Genomic DNA, 20678 nt, shown 5'->3' with positions numbered 1-20678 from the left:
CGGTATGGGAGCAGGCCTCGCTTGCCCGCTGCGCAGGCAAGGCGGGGACGAACCTAGCGGGGGAATTTGCTGTGAGCAAAATGTCATTTGCCGGCGTCGCGCCGGAGCGCATCGTGCCCGCGGGCGCGATGCTCGATCATATCGGCTGGATCCTTGCCGCTGGCCTGGCGGGTGCCGCGGTTGCGGCGCTGCTGGCGCTGTCGACACCGCGGCAGTTCCGCGCCGAGGCGCTGGTGCAGATTGGCGCCAGGGATGCCGCTACACAGGGGGTTGCGCGCGGTGCGAAGCCCGCCCCCTTCGATATCGGCTTGCTGAAGAGCCGGGCGATGGTCGGCCCGGTGGTGGAGAACCTGCATCTCGATATCTCCGCCGAGCCGTTACGGGCGCCGCTGCTGGGCAGCCTGGCGGCCCGCTTTGCGACACCGGGCAGGTTTGGCGCGCCCTGGCCGGCGAACCTTGGCTATGCATGGGGCGCGCAGCGGCTCGTGGTCGACAAGATGACCGTGCCGGAGCGCCTGTTCAACGAGCCGCTGATGTTCGAGGTCTTGCCGGAGCAACGCTTCGTGCTGCGCTCGGCGGATGCCGTTCTGCTTGAGGGCAAGGTCGACGAGCCTGCCACCGGCAACGGTGTGGAATTGCTGGTGACGCGCGTCGATGCGCTGCCCGGCACGCGCTTCACCATTACGCGGCACGACCTGGCGGCCATGGTCAGCACGATCGCCGGGGAGCTCAAGGTCAGCAGCGAGGAGGGCGAAGCCGGTACGGCGCGAATCACCTGGCAGAATCCCGACCCGAAACTGGCCGCGGCGCTGGTCAATGGTGTTGCCAATTCCTACATTTCGGGGCAGACCGCGCAGCGCAGCGACGACGCGGCCAGCACGCTGGCATTTCTCTCCAGCCAGCTGCCGCGCGTACAGGGCGAGCTTGAGCGCGCCGAAGCCGCGCTGACGCGTTACCGTTCGCGCTCCGGGTCGATGCAGCCCTCGCAGGACGCGCAGTCCTACCTCAATGGCAGCATCGACTACCAGAAGCAGATCGCCGCGCTGAAGATGGAACGTACCGGACTGCTGCAGCGCTTCACCACGGAATCCAACGAGGTACGCACCGTTGACAACAAGATTACCCAGATGATGCGTGAGCGCAAAGAGCTGGATGCGCGCATGCAGAATCTTTCGATGTCGGAGCGTGAGTCGGTGTCGCTCACGCGTGATGTCAAAGTGGCGGAGGACATGTACATGACCTTGCGCAACAAGGTCCAGGAACTGTCGCTGATTGTCTCGGACCACAGTAGTCAGGTCCGCGTCGTCGACAATGCGGTGGTGCCGATGTCGCCGGTGGGGCCCGGGCCCTGGCCGTTGACCGCCGGCGGTGGCCTGCTTGGCCTGTGCCTTGGCATTGCCTGCGTGAGCGTGCGCCAGCGCACGAAGCAGACCGTCGCCAGCGCCAACGAAGCGGAAGCGCTGCTCGGCATGCCCATGCTCGGGGACATTGCGTACAGCCGCGAGCAGCAAGAGCTGGAGCGTCTCATCGAGGCCAAGGTCCGCCTGGGTATTGCCGCTGGCTTCGCGGCGCCGGGCGCGGCTCGGCTGGAGGGGCCCGAGCCGGGGCAGGCACTGGAGGCGCTCGACGAATCCTATCCCGATTTCATCAAGCATTTGCTGCGCCAGGGTCTGCACGACCGCTATCTGCTGGCGCGAAGCGCCCCGCATTCCCTGGCCGTGGAGGGCCTGCGCAGCGTGCGCGCCGCGCTGCATTTCGGCTTGCGAAGCGCGGCCGATGGCGTGGTGGCCGTGACCAGCCCCGCACCGGGCGCGGGCAAGACCTTCGCCGCCATCAACCTGGCGGTGCTGTTTGCCGAAGCCGGCCAGCGTGTGCTGCTGATCGACGCCGACATGCGCCGGGGCAAGGTGGCGAGCTGGTTCGACCAGGGGGCTGAAGGCGGTCTGGCGGAGATACTGGCGGGCCAGCTCACGCTGGCTGCCGCCGTGCGTCCCACCGTCGTCAGCGGTTTGTCGATCCTGACTACGGGGGCGACGCCTCACAATCCCTCGGAACTGCTGATGCGTCCCGCCCTGGCGGAATGCCTGCGCCTGTGCGCTAGCCGCTTTGACCTTGTGATCGTCGATACGCCGCCGGTGATGGCCGTGGCCGACGCCACGCTGGTGGCGAATATTGCCGGTTCGACACTGGTTGTGGTGCGGGCGGACCAGACACCGCCGGATCAGGTCGAGGAGACGCTCAAGCGCCTGGCCCGTTCGCATGCGCGGCTTCTGGGCGGCATTCTGAACGGCGTGACGGCCCGCCGCAGCAACCGTGCCGAGTTCAACAGCATCAATCCCTATCTGGGCATGCCCGAGCCCGCGCCCAGCGTGCCAAAGCTGGAGCGCGCAGCCGGCGTGGAGCGGATGGCATAGTGCCTGGCGCTGGCGAGCGTACCCGTTTCTGCGTGGGCTTTGCCAGCGCCGCAATCGGAGGCGAAAGCAGCGCCCGGGCGGGCGCGAGCGGGGAGTCGGCATGAAGCGCGTCATATTGCATGGCTGTGCCGGCTGGCTTCACGGCGAGACCGGGAGAACCGGCGTGGTCCTCTGCGCGCCGGGCGGGCACGAAGCCATGTGGTCGCATCGCGCCTGGCGCCACCTGGCTGATGATATTGCCGCCGCGGGCCTGCCAGCGTTGCGCTTTGACTATCCGGGCAGCGGGGACTCGGGCGGCGGCGACGATGACCCCAGGTTCGTCGAGCAGGCCGTGGCGAGCATTGTCGCGGCCGCGGCACGGCTGCGCGAACTGGCCGGCGTCGAACGGGTAGTGCTTTGCGGCCTGCGCCTCGGGGCAACCCTTGCGGTGCTTGCGGCTGAAGCCATGGCTACCCACCACAGCACGGCTGCCGCTGGCCTGATCCTGCTGGCGCCCGCGACCAATGGCCGTACCTACCTGCGCGAGTTGCGGGCACTCCACGGCAACTGGCTGAGCAGGGCGATTCCCGATCTCGCCGTGGCGCCTGCGCAGGACGGCGCCCAGCAAGTCCTGGCATTCCGCCTTGTACCGGAAACCGTGGCCCGGATCGGCGCGTTGAACCTGGCGCGCCGGCGGGCTTGCCCGGCGCCGCGCGTGTTGATGCTGGATGCCTGGCCTGGCACGGCCTCGGCGGTGGCGTCGCTGGCGGCGAGCTACGAAGCGGCGGGAGTGCAAGTCGAACTTGGCGGGTTTGACGAATACCCCGCCATGATGCAGTCGGCCGAGTATGCCACCGTGCCCGAGCGGGCCTGGCGGAGACTGCTCGACTGGCTGCGGCCCGGCGCCGCGCCCGCACGGCTGCGGCCGCACCGCGGCGAACCGCGCGTCAGGCAGACACAGGGCTTGCAGGTGGATGGCGGCTTCGAACAGCCGGTCTGGCTGGGCGGGGGGCGCCTGTTCGGCATCCTTTGCGCGCCACGCGAGCGCCTGCCGGCCGGCACCGCGGTGATTTTCCCGAATACCGGTGGCAACCATCATGTTGGCGATGGCAGGATCTTCGTCACGCTGTCGCGCCAGCTCGCCCGCCTGGGCGTGGCTGCCTTGCGGCTCGACGTAGCCGCGCTTGGCGACAGCCCGGCAGCGGCAAGGCAGATGAGCATTCCTTCCATCTATTCGCCGCCGCCGTGCGCGGACGTATGCGCCGCGGTCGAGTGGATGCGAGCCCGGGGCTTCAGGCGCATCGTGCTTGCGGGCGTCTGCTCGGGCGCTTATCTCAGCTTGCACGCGGCGCTTGCCAACGCGGGTGTCAGTGGGCTGGTCATGGCGAATCTCGTCAAGTTCCGCTGGGATCTTGCGGACGACGCCGCGGCCGGAAGCAAGCTGCAATCGATACGAGGCTACCTCGTGGCGGCACGCAAGCCGGAAAACTGGCAGCGCCTGCTGAGCGGCGAGATTCACGCATGGCCGATTGTGTCGAGCCTGGCTGGCCGGGTCGCGCGCCGTGCCGCCGAGCGCCACGCCAGGTTGATGGCACGGCTGCGCGGCGCGGCCGACATCGCCACGGTCAGCGGTTTCGCCTGCCATGCCATGGGCGAGCTGAACCGGCGTGGCGTGTATACCGATTTTCTCTATGGCACGGGCGATCTCGGCCTGGAGGAAGCAGCGTTTTGCTTCGGGGGCGACATGAAGGCTCTCAGCGAGCTGGAGCGGGTGAAGCTGCACACGCTGCCGTGCCTGGACCATTCGCTGTTCCTGCCCGAGAGCCGCCAGGCATTCGCAGAGTTCCTGGTCCGGCACGTCATGCGGCACGAAGCCGAACTGGCGGCCGACACCGCGGCCACGGATGAATCGCCACAAGCGCCGCCCCTCGCGTCCGAGCCCGCCTACCGCACCGCGGGGCTGTTCAACTCCGCGAATCCATAGGGCTGCCGCGGCAGACCGCCTGGCGCTGCCGCGAGGGCTGGATTTCGTCCAGCCGGGAGCGCCGGAAGCCCTGTCCCCCAGTCATTGTTTTCGACTGCCATTGCGAGGCTTGTCTTGCGCACGGCCATCAAAGGAAAAGGGCCGATGCCCTCACGGCATCGGCCCTTTGCGCGTAGCGGCGGTTCAGGCGCGCTTGATGCGTGAGGTGCCGTACTGGTTGAGATAGCGATACTTGCCGAAGTGGTAGTGCGCCCTGTACCAGCGGCCATCGATACGCAGGCCGTTGAACAGTACCCCCTTGATCTCACCGCCGGCTTGCTGGATGGCCCTGTCCGCCGCCGTGATCTCGCCGACAGTGGTCTGGTCGGCGCGGGTCACCATGAAGACCGCGCCCGCCCTGGCTGCCAGGATGCCCGCGTCGGAAGCGGCAAGCACCGGGGGCGTGTCGATCAGCACAACGTCGTACTGTGCCTTCAAGGTATCGAGCAGGGTATCCAGTTGCTCGCTGAGCAGCAGGTCCGCCGGGTGCGGCGGCTCGGTGCCGGTCGGGATGACGTCCAGCCCAGGCAGGACCTGACGGCGGATCGCCTGGTTCAGCGGCGTGCCGGTCAACACCTCCGACAGGCCCGGGCTACGCGCCACGCCAAAGCGATGATTGAGACTGCCCCGGCGCAGGTCGGCGTCAACCAGCACGACGCGCTTGCCGCCGGAGGCCAGCACCGCCGCGAAGTTTGCGCAGACGAACGATTTGCCGACGCCCGGCGCCGGACCGGTGACCACCACGACGCGCGAGCGGCTGCCGGCCAGGGCAAACTGCAGGGCGGTGCGCAGGCTACGCAAGCTCTCGATGGCCGGGTCGCCGGGTTCCAGGTGAGCCAGCACATCGCAGCGCCCGCCGTCCTTGCCGCCCGCCTTCCTGGCGGCTTCCGGGCGTGCTTGTTGCGCACTGAAGGGGATGGTGGAGTACACCGTCAGTCCTGTCGACTTTTCCACCTCGTCGGCATCGCTGACGCCACCGTCGAGCAAGCGCCGCACGACAACCGCCAGCAGGCCCAGCAGCAAGCCCAGCACCAGCGCCACGCCGGCAATCATGCTGCGGTTGGGCCGCACGGGCTTGAGCGGTACCTCGGCGGTATCCACCAGGCGTGCCGTGCCGACCTTGCTTGCCTTCACCAGCCTGAGTTGCTGGGTGTCGTTCAGCAGCGACTGGTAGAGCTCGGTACTGACCTTGACATCACGCATGAGGCGCAACACGTTCTGCTCGACATCCGGCAGCTTCTGGATTTTCCCGGTCACGCCATTCAGTTGTGCATTCAGGCTGGCGATCTGGGAGTCCATGATCTCGATGGTCGGGTGATTGCTCGTGAAACGCGCAATCAGCTCCTGGCGCTTTTGCCTGAGTTCCTGCAGGCGCGTCTGGATTTGCACGGATTGGCCAAGGATGAGCTTCGACTCTTCGCTCAGATCGATGGTACCGCGCTGATTGCGCATCGCGTTGTAGCGCGACTCCGCGGTTTCCACCTGTTGCTTCAGCTGGGGCAGCTGACGATCGAGGAAAGCCAGGGATTTTTCGGCTTCCGCAGCCTTGCGGCGCACATTCTGCTCGACGTACTCCGCGCCGATTTCATTCAGGATGGCGGCCGTCTTCTCGGCGGAGTTGCCTTCGAGCGTCATGCCGATCACGCCGCTCTGCTTGCCGCGCTCCAGGATCATGAGGCTCTCCTGCAACTCCTCGATGGCCGCGGCGCGGGGTATTTGCTGCACGTAAAAGACGCTGCCAGGTCGGCCATCAAGCTCGCTGACCAACATGCTGACCTTGCCTTGCGGTGTGTCGATGGTTAGCGGCTGTCCCACGGTGCCGGTCGACTTGACATCGTTGCTGGCGAAGCTCACGCGGTACTGCTTGCCGCCCAGCGCGGTCAGCTGGATCGTCCTGTCGGCCAGCTTGGGCGGGACTTCGAGGCTCGCCACGCTGATGCTTTCCTGGCCCCAGGCAAAGCCGCCCCAGCCGAACAGCCCGGGCGTCGACAACTCCTTGTTGAAACTGGCGAAGGCTTGCCCAACGACGGGGAAGTAACGGGGCGAGGTCTTGATGTCGAGATGCAAACTGTCAATCGCCTTGCCCACCACCATGCGTGAGCGCAGCAACTCGATCTCCGCGGAGGCAGCCGGCTTGACGTCAAACACGGGCGTGACGTTTGCCGTCTGCTTGCCGGCAGCGCCAGCGCCGGCATTGCTGTCCTCGACCTGCACGACGATGTCCGCGCGATAGACCGGCTTGGCCAGCATCGCATAAACCAGCCCGGCGCAGATCACCCCCCCGGCGACGACGAGGAATGTGCGGCGATAGCGGACCAGCACATCGACATAGGACGTAAAGTCGATCGGCTTGCCGCCATCGTCCCACGTCTCCGGAGCCTGATTCCGCGAATTGACTATATTCATGACGCTTCCCCGTAGCTGTTTGCCGGCGTGATCGCTTGTATGTGAGCCGACCACGATTCAACCCCTTGCTTGATCAACCCCAACACGAGCACGAACATGCCTTGTGAGCCACCGTAGGGGTCTGGTACATCGACATGTGAGAACTCGCACAGCCTGTATGTCTTTCCGCGTGCCTGCGGGTAGAGCCGTTCCAGCTCGTCGCGTTGCTCGTTGTCCATCACCAGCACCAGGTCGGAGACGGCGATCAGTGATTCGTCGACGGTAACGGCGCGATGGGACTCCAGGGTGCAGCCCTCCATCGCCAGCAGGCTGGTGGCGCGCGGATCGGCGGTGGCGCCCACTGGCGGGTCGAGTCCGGCCGAGCGCACTCGGCAGTTGGGCAAGGCGCGCCGCAGCAGGCTCTCCGCCATCGGGCTGCGGCACCGGTTGCCCAGGCAAACGACCAGGATCGAGCGGATCATCGCCGTCTCCACTACGGACGAGCGATGCTTGCCGTGCCCACGACCGGCTGGATCAGCAGGCTCATGACCCGGCTCCAGCGCACCACCGCTTTTGCGTCGACATAGACCACGTCCTTGGGTTCGAGCTCGAAGCCCTCGGCAATGGCCAGCGCAATCGGCGAGGTCCCGTCCAGGTGGAACACCTTCGGTTCATCGGTGGCCGACTTGCGAATCACAAAGATCTGCTCGGCGTTGGCGGATCCGGGGTTGACGCCGCCCGCGTCTCCCAGCGCCTCGTTAAGCGACATGCGCCCGTTGCGCATCAGCAGCGAAACCGGCCGCACCACTTCACCGGTGACGAAGACCTTGCTGTCCTCGCGTTGCTCGACGCGCACGATGTCGCCGGAGCGCAGCATGATGCGTGCGGGATCTACTCCCTTGGCGAGCAGGGCAGGGATGTTGACGTACCAGCTCTGCTCCCCGCGCGTGACGCGCACGCGGCTGTTGTCGCCGGTCAGGTTCAATACGCCGCCGGCGCGGTTGAGCGCCTCCACCAGGGTCATCGGCGCGTCGTCGATGGCTTGCATGCCCGGCGTCTTCACCTCGCCGTCGACATAGATGCGCTGGCTGCGGAAGCCCAGCACGCGGACCGTCATCTGGGGATCCTTCACCACCCGCGACAGGATGCGCGCCATCTGGTCGCGCACATCGTTGGCGGTTTTCCCGGCCACCTTCAGCACGCCCGCATACGGGAACTGGATATCGCCCTGGGCGCTGACCACATAGCCGGGCACATTGGAGCCGCCGCTGGAGGTCGGAATCTCGAACGCGGCGCCGATGCTGTACGTCTGCGTCGGGAACACCAGTTCAGGGTGATCCCAGACCACCACCGAAATGATGTCTCCGGGACCGATCCGGTAAGGCTGCGGTGTCGCGTACAGTTCTTCCACACTTTGATTGGTCGGCCTGCTCTTGCCCTTCAGTTCACGAACCAGGTCCAGGGTGATCGGCGTCACGTCGACCTCGGCGTCCGACCCCATCGCGGTGGTAGAGGCCCGGGAACTCATCGTCATCCCTGGCGAGGCGGCAACGCAGGCTGCCAGCAAAGCGGAGGCGCCGAGCAAGGTCAGGCGCGAGAGAATCGTATTGCGAAGCGAAGCGCCGGTGCGGAATTCTGGCTCATCATTGCATGCGTTCACGGTATTCTCCATGCTTGTTCCAAACGGACATCGCAAGGCATGCCATGTCCACGGATGATCGCATCTTAGAAAGCCGCTCGTTCAGATTCGGTGCGCTGTCGCACACTGGCCGCGGGGTTGCGCCGCGTGGCCGGAATCGGGATGGAGTGTGGGCGGCCGCACGGATTGAGGCAGTAGCGTTGCGTAGCCTGCGTGCAGGGGCGTGTCATGGCTCGGGGTTGCCCTCGGGCCACGCCTTCTCCCTTCCTGCAACCCGGCTAGCGCTGGAGAAGACGATGCGAAGCTTGATCATCAACGCCGACGATTTCGGGTATGACGAAGACACCGTCAAGGCGACCATTTCCTGCTTCGAAGGCGGTCTTCTCACCAGCGCGACCATCCTGGCCGGGTGTCCCGCGTCCAGGCTGGCCTATGACTACGCCAGGCAGCATCGCAAGCAGCTGTCATTCGGCCTGCATTTCAATATCGTCGAAGGGCGGCTTGCAGCACAGGCTGGGAAGTCGTCCCTTTGCGGCGGCGACGGCATGCTTCGGCCGTGCAAGGCACAGCGGGTACGCGCCATGGCAGGCCTGCTCGCGGAGAAGGATATAAGAGAGGCGTTTCGCCAGCAGCTCACCGAATTGCGCGATCACGGCGTGCAGGTCACGCATGTCGACGGGCATGGGCATTTGCACAAGTACCCCGCGGTCATCCGCGCGATCAAACAGGAGATGTTGCAGGCTGGCATCAAATGGGCCCGCCGGCCGCAAAACTGCTATTTCCAGAAGAATGCGATACGCGGTGCCTTGAACGTATGGTTGCTGCATCACTTTTCCGGACTTCGGCATACCGATTACTACATCGCGGCGGACCCGCGCGAGCCCGGCTGGGCATTGCGGTTGCCGGCAATCCTGCGCGATGGCGTGACAGAGATGTCGGTTCATCCCGGCTTCGCCGAACCCTGGCGGCGGGACGAGTCCGCGCCGTTGCTCCAGCCCGCCGAACTGGCTGCGAAGCTCAAGAGCGCCGGCATCGCGCTGCGGCGCTATGGAGACTTATAGGACATCGCCCGCGCCCGAATTGATCGCCATGCCAACACGGCTCGTGTGGCACGCCGCTGCGCCATGGGGCCCGCCGCGCGCATTGTTTGCTGGCGCACATTTTTAGTTTCAACGGCATCCCGCACCATGGCGGAATCAGCGCCAGTGATGCGCGGCAGGCGAGCCGATCACGAGGAAATGAACGATGCAAGGAAAGGGAGCCACGGACGCCCAATCCGCTACGGCCGTTGAGTTCGGCGATGCCATGGCGAACGCGGAAGAGAAGCAGGATATGAGGTCGATCCGGCTCGCCGTGATGAGCTCCTTTGTCTCGAAGGGGTCCAGCGTTGCCTATCAGGTGATCAGCATCCCGCTGTTCGCGAGAGTGCTCAATCCTGAGGATTTCAGCGCGATCATGGTCTACTACGGCATCACGACCTGGCTGACCCTGGTGGCGATCGGCGTATGGCCGACGGTGTCGGCGCATGCCGCGGACAAACGCAAACAAGGCACACTGCCGGCCGTGGTGCTTGAGTCGGCACTATGGCTCAGCGCACTGCTTGGTGCGGTCATCGTGCTGGCGCTGGCGTTCCGGCCGGTGCTGGAGGGCAGCGGCGCCAAGCTGTTTTCGGCGGAGTATTTCAATCTGCTGGTTGCCGCATTGTGCTGCAATGCGCTGATCTTCGTATTCTCGCTCGGAGAGTCGGTCAACCAGGGACAAAACCGTCAGCATGTCAACAACCTCATTGGTGCCGCGTCCAACATCCTGAATGTCCTCTTCATCTACGTGGCGTCCCAGTCGGACGCCACGGCGGATGTGGTGTCCCTGTTCGTCGCCAGCCAATTGGGTTTCATCCTGGCAAAATTCGGCTGCTTCGCCAGTGTGCTGAAACGGGTTGGCTTGCCGCATGGGGTTCGTGCGCCGGGCCTGGCCAGGGAACTGATTGTGAATTCCAGGGCCTTCCTGCTGGCGCAACTCTCTGGCGCCTGCTTGCAGCAGGGCGCGGTGCTTCTGTGCTATGAGTCCGGACGCGCGCAGGATGCGGCCCTGCTTGCATTGATGTTCAGGGCCAACATGCTGCTGAGCAGCGCGGTATGGATGATCAACCAGCCGCTCTGGCCGATAGCCCATCGCCATCTTCTCGACGGGAATACACAGTGGCTCCTTGCGCTCTACAAGAAGCTGAGCCTGCTCTATACCGCCTACGGCGTCCTGGTGATTGCCGGGGCAGCGGTTCTCGGTGGTTATGTCATTACGTTCTGGACATCGTCCGAGTTTGTGATCTCAAATGCCACGGCATCGCTATGCGCGCTATATTTTGCGATCATCGTGTCAACGCAGGCGGGCATTCCGGTGTTAATGGGGGCTAAGGCGTTCGCAAGTCTGAGTAGGGTGGGCATGTCCGAGCTGATGGTTGCTGGCGTGCTGGGTGCGCTGCTTCTGCTCACGGGCAACATCAATTTCCAGTACGTTGTGATCGCGCTGATTGTCGCCAATTCAGTCACCACGCTATGGATGCTGCCAAGGGGCGCGCTACGGATTCTTCGTCAGCCTAGGTAACTGTACCGCGCTCGGCTGCGGCCGGCTCGTGCGCAGCCGAAACCCTGACGCCGGCGGGAAACCGGGAGAGCATGTCGTTGTCTGTCTGGAGACGTCCCGCAACCCGGGCCGCCCTTTCCTGATGGCAGCGATTATTTTTTTGCCGCTTTTTTTCAGGGTTCGAGATGACAAGAATCTCCGTCATATCCGTGAACTACAACAATCGCGATGGTCTGGCGCGCACCATGGACAGCGTGGCCAGTCAGCAACGCGTTGGGTTTGACCTGGAGTACCTTGTGATCGATGGCGGCTCGAAGGATGGGTCGGTCGAACTCATGCAGGCGCGACGGCAGGAAATCAATGTGTTGATCAGCGAGCCGGACGGCGGCATCTACGACGCCATGAACAAGGGCCTGTGCCATGCCACCGGGGACTGGGTCAACTTCATGAACTCGGGCGACTGTTTCGCGGATGAGTTCGCCCTGAAGAGAATCGCAGAGGCGGTCGGGGAAAAGCCGGAATGCCGTCTCGTGTATGGCGACAATATCAGCGTGCGTGGGCACGAGTCCGCGGATGTCGTCGATGTGCTGAAGGCCGGGATCATCCATGCCTGCCACCAGGCGATGGCATTCTGGATCTGCGATCTGCGGTATGACGAGCGCTGGCCGATCTACGCCGACCTGGACTTTGTGCTGCAGTACTACCTCCGCTTCTCCAAACAAGCGTTCTACTATCTCGGCGTGACGCTGTCGTCGACAGAGGAAAGCGGAATGAGCGCAGCGCACCCGCACCGTAAGCGGCTGGAGAAATTCGGAATCCTGCTGACCAGGCTCGGCCCGCTGGCGACGCTGCGCGCCCTTGGAAGCGCGGTGCTGCGCAAGTTCCTGTAGGAAGGACGATCCTTGTCGTGCCAGGCGCGATTCGGGGCGGCCGGGCGGATGACCGGCCTGCCGTGCTCAGGATACCCGCTCCGTGCGGCATGCCCGCGATCGCAGCGGAACTGGCTTTCCTTGGAATCTGTCGACTCGGAAAAATGAGTGCCCTCTCCGTCGTTTGATTCCGTATATCGGAATCTTCCTCAATCCATAGCCTCGATGAGCCTGCACGCTGCAGCGGAGATATCGAAATTTCGATCGAAACAGCGTCGCGCACTATTACGCATCGCTATCCAGTCCTCCCGGGGCAATAGCATCATGCGGATGATTGCCGAGCAGACCCCTTCTGCATCGTCCGAACTCACAATTCCTCCACCGCTACTCTGTATTTCTCGCCAAATATCTACCTGGTTGGTAATAATTACGGGTATTGAAGCGGCTAATGCCTCAGCAATGGCCAGGCCATAGTTCTCCTGGTGTGACGGCAATATAAAGGCATACGCGCTTGACAGGAGTCCCCACTTTTCATCGCCTTCGACTAATCCAGTGAAATGTATTCTCCCCAGGCCGGCGCCGGCGTCCGCGCGGACTCTCAATTCCTTGATATATTCCTCCGGCCCCGGGCCCGCGAAAACGAGTTCGATATCCTCCACGGAGGAGAGTGCTCTGGAGAATCCATCTATCAATATATCGCAGCCATTTTTTTCGTGCAGCCGACCGAGAAACAAGAGCCTTCTCGCATGAGTGCCGTTCGGTCTGTGCTGCGCCAGGGAGTCGGCGAGCTGCTCCAAATCTTTTGCGGAATTTTTAATTCCTGTCGGAACAATTTTTCCCTGGAATTTTGTAAATGGGAAAGCGGTGATTCCCTTTCTCTGTTCTTCGGGATTCGTGAAAAATATATCGTTGGCCGAATTTAGATTTTTGCATTCAAAGGCGAGCCAATATATTATTTTCTTTATGTATTTTAATGGGTATTTTTTGTTTATGATCGGGTCCAGCGTGCTGTGTGGAAAAACATAGTATGGGACGCCAAGCGATCTGCAAATATGCCCGGAAATGATGGAGTGCAATTGCCAAAGGCCGTGAATCAGCACTACATCGGCCGCGGCTGCACGCCGACTCAGTAGGTGCCAGAGATCTGAATAAAAACCGAACTTGGAATTTTTATCGACAACCGCCTCCCAGGAGATATCTGGCGGCCAATGGCGCGCTTCCTTGCTGCTATCGAGGGTTATGACGTTGCATGTATGCCCCATCGATTCAAGTTGAAGGCAGAACTGAGATACGTACGCCGAAACGTCTTCAGTGGCGGGATTGAGTGTTGGGGTAACATGAAGTATATTCATTTCACTACTCCGTCGCCGTCGCAGGCAGCATTGAAACAAGAAACTCCTCACTCATTCTTTGAATGTCGCTTTGACTATATCAATTCTCTTCACGTTCACGGATTGCATTCGGTATTTTTTTGCGAGTAGCAAGCAGCCAATAAATAGCCCTCTGACTCTCGGCCATAAGAGATCCATGTCTGATGATTTTTTCGCTCGCTCTCTCAGAGAGATGCAAGTAAGCTTTGTTATCTGGATGGCGGTCGAAAGATAATAGAGCGGAACAAATCCGATGGTTCTTGCCAGCGTCATCCCATTTGCAATTTTCGCGTATCGCGAAATAATCGGGCGGCTTGCACAGAAGCCGGAAATCATCTTCCTCAGGGTGACCGGGTTCATCCGGCGAGGATCGATCGCATGTACAATTTGCGCGCTATCCTGGTACCATCCGTCATAGCCCGCCAAATTAATTGCCAAGCATAGTTCCGTATCGTCGCCAGCCAATTGTGATTTCCCTGCTCTCCCGCTGAGAATGGGAACAAAACCAAAGCAATAGAGCCTGATGATAACGGCTGCTCGACAAGCCATTCCGGCGCCCCAGACTGGAGAGCCATGATCGAGGCGGCCGCTCTGATCGTATTGCCGTCCCACGGCATAGCTCGTGGCATGTACCTGAACATCGTCGGGAAATCGTGAGCCAGTGGGCAATCGCGTACTAACGCCGATCAGTCCGATATTTGGCTCATTTTCAAAGATCCGTATAATTTCCGGAAAATAATCCTCCGAGGGCAGGTTGTCATCATCGATAAAGCAGATGAATTCGCCGCGTGATGCCAAGACGCCCGTCCGCCTCGCATATGCCAATCCTTGTCGTCCTTCCTTGACAATTCTAAGTGCGGAACAATCAGGCTCATTCAACGCGAGCCTGGCAAGCATTTGAGTATTGTCGCTGGAATTATTGTCGACAACGATTATCTCCCACTGGTCTGCGGGCAGGCAAGATTGCGCCATATAGGCGCAATGCTTCAACGTCTGCGTGATCCGGTCTGCGGAATTGAAGCAGCAAATAATGATGGAGATCTTCATCTTGGAGCCAATTTTGGGATGTTTGATTTGTTCACCATCAGAATCATGCAAATGGCGATTCCTGTTTCCACAATCAGCCAATTCATCGCTGCGCCTTCGGCGCCGTTGGCGCGCAACATAATTGGAAGAAGGCAGACGCTCAGCAATGAGGCGACCGTATCCATCGCTGCCCAGGGCGCGCGTCAGCAACGGTATTGTCACCAACGGCAAGGCATAGGCCGCGATTTGAACAAGAAAGAGATATGAGGAAAGCCGAGCGAGAGACTTCGGCGCCTTTTCGGCTTGAATGAGCGGCATTAACAGTTACCCCAAAGCTCGGATTTGACGCTTCTCACAGGACGTTCAAATGCAAGGACGGTGCCGGCGCATAGTTTGGGCAATAGGTCAGGATCTAGTTGGGTGGAGGTGTCGATCGTGTCCACTGGGGAGCGTTGGTCGCGTTTCCCGTGGGCTGCCATTTCTACAGCCATCGCATCGAACACTGCACAACCGGCACGAACTTCCTATTGCTCTACACAAACGTACCGCGCCGCGGATGCTTGCACCGTTCGGCAAGCCACACATAGGCGGTTTGCAGTGGGTGCCATGGAGTCCAACTGCTATTGCAGCGCTAGCTCGCAGGGCTCTAGCCTTACCGCGCTTCATGCCCAGGCGTGCACGCCGTCTCGGCAGGCTTATCTACTCAACGAATTTCAGATTCAGGACCGTTAGCGTGCATGTTCAGCGTGGCATATCATCTGGACGATCTGACCCAGGGTTTCTCCCGCGTGCTCGCGATCGATCCGGAACTGGTCGCGCAGCGATGCCTGCAAGTGAGTGATTTGCGTAAGCTGGGGTTGTTGCTTGCGCAGGAACGCAAGCGCGCCAGCTACGAAGTCGGCTCCCTGGGCGACTACGAGTCCGCCGTCGCCGCGAATCATCGAGGCAATGCAGCCGCGGTCGTTGGCGATGACCGGAATGCCATAGCTATGGGCTTCAAGCACGGTAAGCGGAGAGGCCTCGTTCGCATATGTACTGGGGAACACCAGCACGTCGATGCCGCAAAAGAACTGATGCTTGGCTTCGCCATGTACCGCGCCGACGTAGCGGGCGGCGGGTGTCCGGGCGAGCTCCGCGTTGAAATCCGCAAGGATTTCCTGCGCGACAGGCCCGGCGATGCGCGCATCGATGTCCAGGTTCAGTTCCTGGGCGCGTTGCACCAGGGCAAAGAAGGTGAAGATGCCCTTGGCCGTGGTGATATTCGAAAGAAAGCCGATCGTGAGCTTGTGGCGCTGCGATGGCTGGGGGACATCCTCCTGCTCGAAGTCAACCAGGCTCGAATTGGGCAGAACGCGTACCTGCGTGGCGGGCAGGCCGTATATCTGCATCAGCTTCTCGCCCATGCCGTCGCACAGCGCAAGATGCGTGGCCCCCGGCGCGCACCATAGCAGCGCGCGCGTGTACCAGCGCGCCCTGCTGATGTAGGCAAAGCTGTGGTGATGGATGAAGATCCTCAAGCCAAAGAGATGTGCCGTGAGTGCAAAGGGGATATCGAGCATTTGCCCGAGCCCGCCTGATATGCCCATGTAGAAAGAGCGGGGCCGCTGCGACAGGCAGGCGTACAGGAGCCGGATCCAGAGCATGAACCGCCGGCAGAGGCTACCTGCCAGCGCGAGCTTGCCGGTGCCCGCCCAGCCAGTGTCCAGCGTGATGACGCTGGCCTGCTTGCGCAAGTGTTCCAGCATGCGCAGGCAGGCCGCGGAATAGCCATGCACGGGCGGTGGCAGTGGACCCAGGAAGATAACTCGATTGGACATGCTGTTCCTCAGCATCGATAGCCTTGTGTTTCCGTGGCGTGCCTGGCGCCGCTGTTGCGGCTTTTGCCGAGGTGCGCCTGCTCGGGCCGCGGCACCACGCGGCGTAGCCCGCCGGTGCGTTGCGCGGCAACGTTCAGCGTCGTGCCTCCTCAAGGATCGTGATGCACCCGTCCACGATGGTGCGTCCAGCCGCCGCCGGCGTGAACTCTCCAATGACTTCCAGGCACCTGCGGGCCGTGACTTCGACATCGCTAAAGATCCGTACCGCCTGCCCAAGGGCGCCGGCAAGTGCCTGGATGTCGCGAACCGGAAACGTCAGGCCGGTCTCTCCTTCCAGCACCAGTTCCGGAATACAGCCGCAATGATCGCTGACCACCGCGGGGCAGCCATAGCTCAATGCCTCGTTGACCACCAGGCCCCACGCCTCGCTATGGCTTGGCAGCACGAGGCACGTGGCACGGCCATACTCCGCGGCCAGCTTGTCAATGGCCATCGGGCCAAGAAACTCCGTTGCCGCTGTCACGCCGAGTTCGCCGGCGAGCCGGTCCAGCGATGGCCTGTCATCACACGGGCCGGCCAGGACCAGGGTGGCGAGCGGATGCTCGCGCAGGACCAGGGCAAAGGCGCGCAGAAGGTCCTTGACCCCCTTTTTTTCCGAGATTCGTCCGACAAAGAGGAACCTGGGCGACGAAGGCGATGGCGCCAGTTCCAGGCGACGCTTCTCTGCGTGTTCCGGGCGGTACCCATGTGGCAGGGCCGCCGCCTGGCAACGGTCGAATACCCGCGACGGCTCGGCCCCTAGCGACACGGCGTAGGCGTAGCCGCGCTGTCCGTAGACGAATACGCCGTCGCAGTGTCGGAAGAAGAATACCTTCAGGCGATGCTTGATCGGATTGCTAGGCTGATCCATGGCCGTGGCGTCGCAGAAGACGGCGCGCCGTTTGCCGCGCACCATGCAAGCAAGCAGCATGGCCCAGTACTCGATCAGGTGATATCCGGGCATCACCACGATGTCAGCCGGCGAGCGCCACACCTCCTGCACCAGCCGCAGGCAGAGCTTCCAGCGGGGGATCGCTTCATAGGGGAGGTCGAACAGCACTCGATGCGGATACTTGTGATAGCTCGCGTCGACGTTACTCATTGACGTGCGGCCGCCGTCAGTCGGTACTACGTGAGAAAAGCGCACGCTCCGGCCAAGCTGGCGTGCATGCGAGAACGCCTCGCTGAAGACCGCGCCCTTGTATTTGGGCCATAGCATGTTGTGATAGATGTCGATCATCCTGCCTGCCTCTCAGTTCCCTCAGCCTCGGATATCCACTTGCAACGCGAGTGGCGCCAACTCCGGAATGGCGGTTTGACGCCAATGTACGGCTGCCATGCTGTCGGCACCGTTTGCTAGCACACAGATTCAGCGCGGCTTCGGGGCGGAACGCGGGCCGCGCATCTGCATCGACGACGGCTGCGGCGTGGCGCGCGCCAGCTGCGGCATGACGCGGAACCGACTCGCGTGGCGAGTCACTGCTCGACGTTGGCGATGGCGGTAGCGCGGTGTCGCCGCCGCGGTCCAGGGGCCACGGCGGCATTCGGGAGTCGATCAGCGAGACCGACGCTGCTCAGGATGTGACCGGGTGTGCCGGCAGCGAGTCAATGCGCGCTCGCGCGCGCTTTCGGCGGTAACGCATCACACGGTCTACCGCAAAGAAGGCCAGCGCCGCGCCCGAGCCGTAGGCGACGGCGACCATCAACGCACCGCGCAGCAGGAAGATCAGATAGAGGGAAAAATAGATTCCCGCGGCCTGCGCCAGAGGATTGTCCGAGTAGCAGAACTTATCAAGCAAGCGCGTTACCCATGCAAGCGCCACCGCTGCGATGACGACGCCAAACACGGAGAGGTCGACATAGGCTTCCGCGACCAGAGGTGCCGACAAGTTGTCGAAATCCATCTGGTAGTTTGTTGACAAGTACTGTCCGATTACGATGCCCGTGGCCAGCGGTTTGGTTTCCCAGAGGGTGTGTGGAACAAAGAACAGGAACGTGCCAAGCAGCTGCCTGCCCAATTGAATTCCCTGGCGGTCAACGAGCTCCACCATGGTGTGGAGATTCGCCCAGGCATCATAGTGCAACTGAAGAAAGTGGGAGAAGTAGAGATCGGGATCGAGTATAGCCTTGAGATCCCAGGACTCCACTTGATTGTGCGTGAAGGCCGAAGACAAGGGGAAGAACACCCCCATCAGAAGCAGGAGCACGGTGATCTGGACGCGTGACGTGCGGGCCAGCCCGGGAACCAGCAGAAACAGCAGCCCCAAATAGACCGGACCGAGCGTATTGCGTTTCTCGATTGCGGGGTTCAGGTTCACCAGTACACAGGCGAGGAAGAAGAGGAAGAAAAGAATCCAGACCGGTTCCTTCAGAAAGCGGGTCCGCTTTGCCGCGACAATCATGAACAACATCGGCACCGGGATGAAGCAGAAGAACTTTTGCTCGAGGAGGTAGGCGGGCGATGATTCGAACGTCCCCAGCGTGACCAGTTCGATGGACCGCGTTGACAAGTAGACGGTAAGAAGGCCAACCGGTACCAGCAAGAGCGCTCGACGCACCGATAGCCGGGTGGAGGGATGGCGCGTCGGCGGACGAACGGAATGGCGCCTTGTGCGGATGAGGATGTAACGCCTGGCGAGCAGGTAGCTCAGCACGAAGGTCATGCAAAGCAGGTTCGTGATGACGGCGTACGTCTCGTTGAGAACCGAGGTGTTGACAAGGTTCTCCTCTAGCAAGGCCAGTTGGACATTCGGCGCAAGGAGCAGAAACATCAACTCGAAAAGCAGAACGGCCGCGTCCGCCATCGACGGGAGCCGCTCATTGTTGTGCATCACCCAGTGTGCGGCGATGACGGCCGCCAGCATGAACGACGAAGCCAGCAACGTGGGCGTGCTGACGTGCGACACGGAATGGCAGATGCTGACCAGCGAGACGATCAGCGCGATCATTACCATGTCCCACACCGCGTTGAGCGGGATACGCATGTGCTGACTCCTCTCACTATTTCAAGGCAGACCGCCGGGCAGCCTGCTCGCGGATGGGAGGGACAAAGCCGGCATGTTGTCCGGCGGGCCGTAGGCAGCGCCCCGCGTCCCCTGGCCTGCGGGCGTTCTCCCGATGAAGCGCCTGGGGCGCCTCGCCCCAGGCCTTCGCAATGGTCCCAAGTGTTGCCTTTGGTGCGGGAGGGCGTATGTTCGGCAGGACACACCAGCCATCATTTGGCTGGCGGGGGCGTCGCCTTACCCCGGCGCGGCGCGGTCTGCGAACTCACGCCTGGCCACGCAGAGCAGGCTCAGCGCAGCGGCTCGGGATTTGGGGTCGATGCCGGATAGTCTTTGCGCCACCCTGATTTTCAGCGGCTGGCGGCCCATGACACCGTCCAGGCTTTCCTTGCCCACATAGTGGTTGTGCGGATAGATGTCGATGCGGAACCGGAGGCCTTCCAGCGTGGAGCGGAGTAGTTGCTCGGAAATGCCGTCGCCCGGCCTGTGATGCAACTCCGTTGCCTGCGCCCAGGACTGCTCATCGTCCTCGGCGCAATGCCCCCCGCGCTTGAGCCAGCGGTAGATTGGCAGGCGCAGGTTCCAGAGGATCAACGCCAGGCCGCGAAAGTCCCAGGCGGACTGCTGGGGATCATGGTCTAGGATCAGCGTGCCGCCGGGCCGCACGAGGCGTGCCGCCTCCCTGAGCACCGTTGGCATGTCATCGCAATGGTGCAGCGACCCATTGATGGCAACGATATCCGCCACCCTCGACCTTAACGGCAGATTGTGCGCGTCCGCCAGCAGTGGCACGTAGCCGACCCTGGCAGCGTGCACAAGGCTTCCGTGCGCGATATCGACGCCAATTGCGATGCGCGGCCGACCTCCCAGCGTGGCGAGTAAATTCCCCGGACCGCAACCGATGTCGATCAGCACCTTTCCATCCAGCGTACCCACGGCGGCATGCCAGCGCTCGCGCAGTTCCGGGTAGCGGTGTACGGCTGCAAGCCAGTCCTCCATCCACCGGGGATGGCTGAAATAGTGTGCGTTCGCCTTCATGCCAGCGCTTGCGTGCGGAATATCCACCGCAGGGATCATTGTGCCGCGCAGCATGGTGTTGGCGGCGAGGTAGGGGCGGAGCTGCTCGAAATAGGGTTTGACGGCGGTGCCCGCACCTTCGTCATCGCGATGGCCTGGCGACCAAGTGAATTCGGACGGCTCCCTTTTTGCCAGTGTGCTGCTGTCCGTCGGGTGGGCGATATCTGGATAGGATAGGGTATTCATCGGCGGGGTCGAGTCCATGAAAATAACGATTTTCAGATACCTGTCCCACGGCGAGATACGCGCAAAAGAAGTCCGCCACAGGCCTGGTTGCCTGTGGTTGCCGAGAAAACAGATGAAAGTCGGCATCCCCGGTCTGAGTTCGCGGCTTATGCCGTTCACCCCGATGCCATTGCGGACCAATATCAACTGAGTCGGCATGGCATTGTGTTGCAACGACGCAAGCTTGCGCTTGGCCATCGCGGAATGTCAGGCGACGATTGATTTGCTGGCTT

General features: G+C 62.1%; 14 protein-coding genes. 5 read left to right on the top strand and 9 right to left on the bottom strand.

All coding sequences use genetic code 11. From position 1 onward, the window contains the following. Positions 1–80: 80 nt before the first annotated feature. Complete coding sequence (locus AC1DS6_RS18035) at positions 81–2414, top strand: polysaccharide biosynthesis tyrosine autokinase (RefSeq protein WP_441626250.1); 2334 nt, start codon at positions 81–83, stop codon at positions 2412–2414. Positions 2415–2514: 100 nt separating this feature from the next. Further along, the gene (locus AC1DS6_RS18030; protein ID WP_477102866.1) at positions 2515–4377 is read left to right on the top strand and encodes a serine aminopeptidase domain-containing protein; all 1863 of its coding nucleotides are present in this window, start codon (positions 2515–2517) and stop codon (positions 4375–4377) included. Between the two features lie 183 nt (positions 4378–4560). Here the strand turns inward: AC1DS6_RS18030 and AC1DS6_RS18025 are convergent, their stop codons facing one another. The 3 genes from AC1DS6_RS18025 to AC1DS6_RS18015 are packed head-to-tail and all read right to left on the bottom strand — an operon-like array spanning position 4561 to position 8473. Continuing rightward, entirely contained in the window at positions 4561–6822 is a 2262-nt protein-coding gene (locus AC1DS6_RS18025) for a polysaccharide biosynthesis tyrosine autokinase (protein ID WP_477102865.1), read from the bottom strand. Further along, a complete protein-coding gene (locus AC1DS6_RS18020) occupies positions 6819–7283 on the bottom strand; it encodes a low molecular weight protein-tyrosine-phosphatase (protein ID WP_441626154.1) in 465 nt (154 codons plus the stop codon). The genes AC1DS6_RS18025 and AC1DS6_RS18020 overlap by 4 nt, the downstream gene beginning before the upstream one ends. 11 nt (positions 7284–7294) lie before the next feature. Beyond that, positions 7295–8473 (bottom strand): polysaccharide biosynthesis/export family protein, encoded by a 1179-nt coding sequence (locus AC1DS6_RS18015; protein ID WP_441626152.1) that lies wholly within the window; start codon positions 8471–8473, stop codon positions 7295–7297. Between the two features lie 263 nt (positions 8474–8736). On the opposite strand from AC1DS6_RS18015, the gene AC1DS6_RS18010 reads away from it, so the two are divergent. The 3 genes from AC1DS6_RS18010 to AC1DS6_RS18000 all read left to right on the top strand — a co-directional run bounded on the left by AC1DS6_RS18010 (position 8737) and on the right by AC1DS6_RS18000 (position 11910). Next, positions 8737–9501: a ChbG/HpnK family deacetylase gene (locus tag AC1DS6_RS18010; protein WP_477102864.1), complete on the top strand. Its 765-nt coding sequence runs from the start codon at positions 8737–8739 to the stop codon at positions 9499–9501. A gap of 184 nt (positions 9502–9685) precedes the next feature. Beyond that, the gene (locus AC1DS6_RS18005; protein WP_441626148.1) at positions 9686–11041 is read left to right on the top strand and encodes a lipopolysaccharide biosynthesis protein; all 1356 of its coding nucleotides are present in this window, start codon (positions 9686–9688) and stop codon (positions 11039–11041) included. A 164-nt stretch (positions 11042–11205) separates the two neighbouring features. Beyond that, a complete protein-coding gene (locus AC1DS6_RS18000; RefSeq protein WP_477102863.1) occupies positions 11206–11910 on the top strand; it encodes a glycosyltransferase family 2 protein in 705 nt (234 codons plus the stop codon). 188 nt (positions 11911–12098) lie between these two features. On the opposite strand, the gene AC1DS6_RS17995 is transcribed toward AC1DS6_RS18000, so the two are convergent. From AC1DS6_RS17995 to AC1DS6_RS17970, 6 genes are all read right to left on the bottom strand, one after another. Further along, positions 12099–13241 (bottom strand): glycosyltransferase, encoded by a 1143-nt coding sequence (locus tag AC1DS6_RS17995; RefSeq protein WP_441626144.1) that lies wholly within the window; start codon positions 13239–13241, stop codon positions 12099–12101. A 51-nt stretch (positions 13242–13292) separates the two neighbouring features. Beyond that, the gene (locus AC1DS6_RS17990; RefSeq protein WP_477102862.1) at positions 13293–14603 is read right to left on the bottom strand and encodes a glycosyltransferase; all 1311 of its coding nucleotides are present in this window, start codon (positions 14601–14603) and stop codon (positions 13293–13295) included. Between the two features lie 410 nt (positions 14604–15013). Beyond that, positions 15014–16102: a glycosyltransferase family 4 protein gene (locus AC1DS6_RS17985; protein WP_441626140.1), complete on the bottom strand. Its 1089-nt coding sequence runs from the start codon at positions 16100–16102 to the stop codon at positions 15014–15016. A gap of 133 nt (positions 16103–16235) precedes the next feature. Continuing rightward, entirely contained in the window at positions 16236–17381 is a 1146-nt protein-coding gene (locus tag AC1DS6_RS17980) for a glycosyltransferase (RefSeq protein ID WP_441626138.1), read from the bottom strand. Positions 17382–17715: 334 nt separating this feature from the next. Beyond that, positions 17716–19125: a hypothetical protein gene (locus AC1DS6_RS17975; protein WP_477102861.1), complete on the bottom strand. Its 1410-nt coding sequence runs from the start codon at positions 19123–19125 to the stop codon at positions 17716–17718. Between the two features lie 255 nt (positions 19126–19380). Beyond that, positions 19381–20643 carry a class I SAM-dependent methyltransferase gene (locus AC1DS6_RS17970; protein WP_477102860.1) on the bottom strand — a complete coding sequence of 421 codons (1263 nt, stop codon included), beginning with the start codon at positions 20641–20643 and terminating at the stop codon, positions 19381–19383. Positions 20644–20678 lie beyond the last annotated feature (35 nt).

The organism is Cupriavidus sp. 05L310, from assembly GCF_056398185.1.
This window is presented reverse-complemented; position numbering and strand designations above follow the sequence as displayed.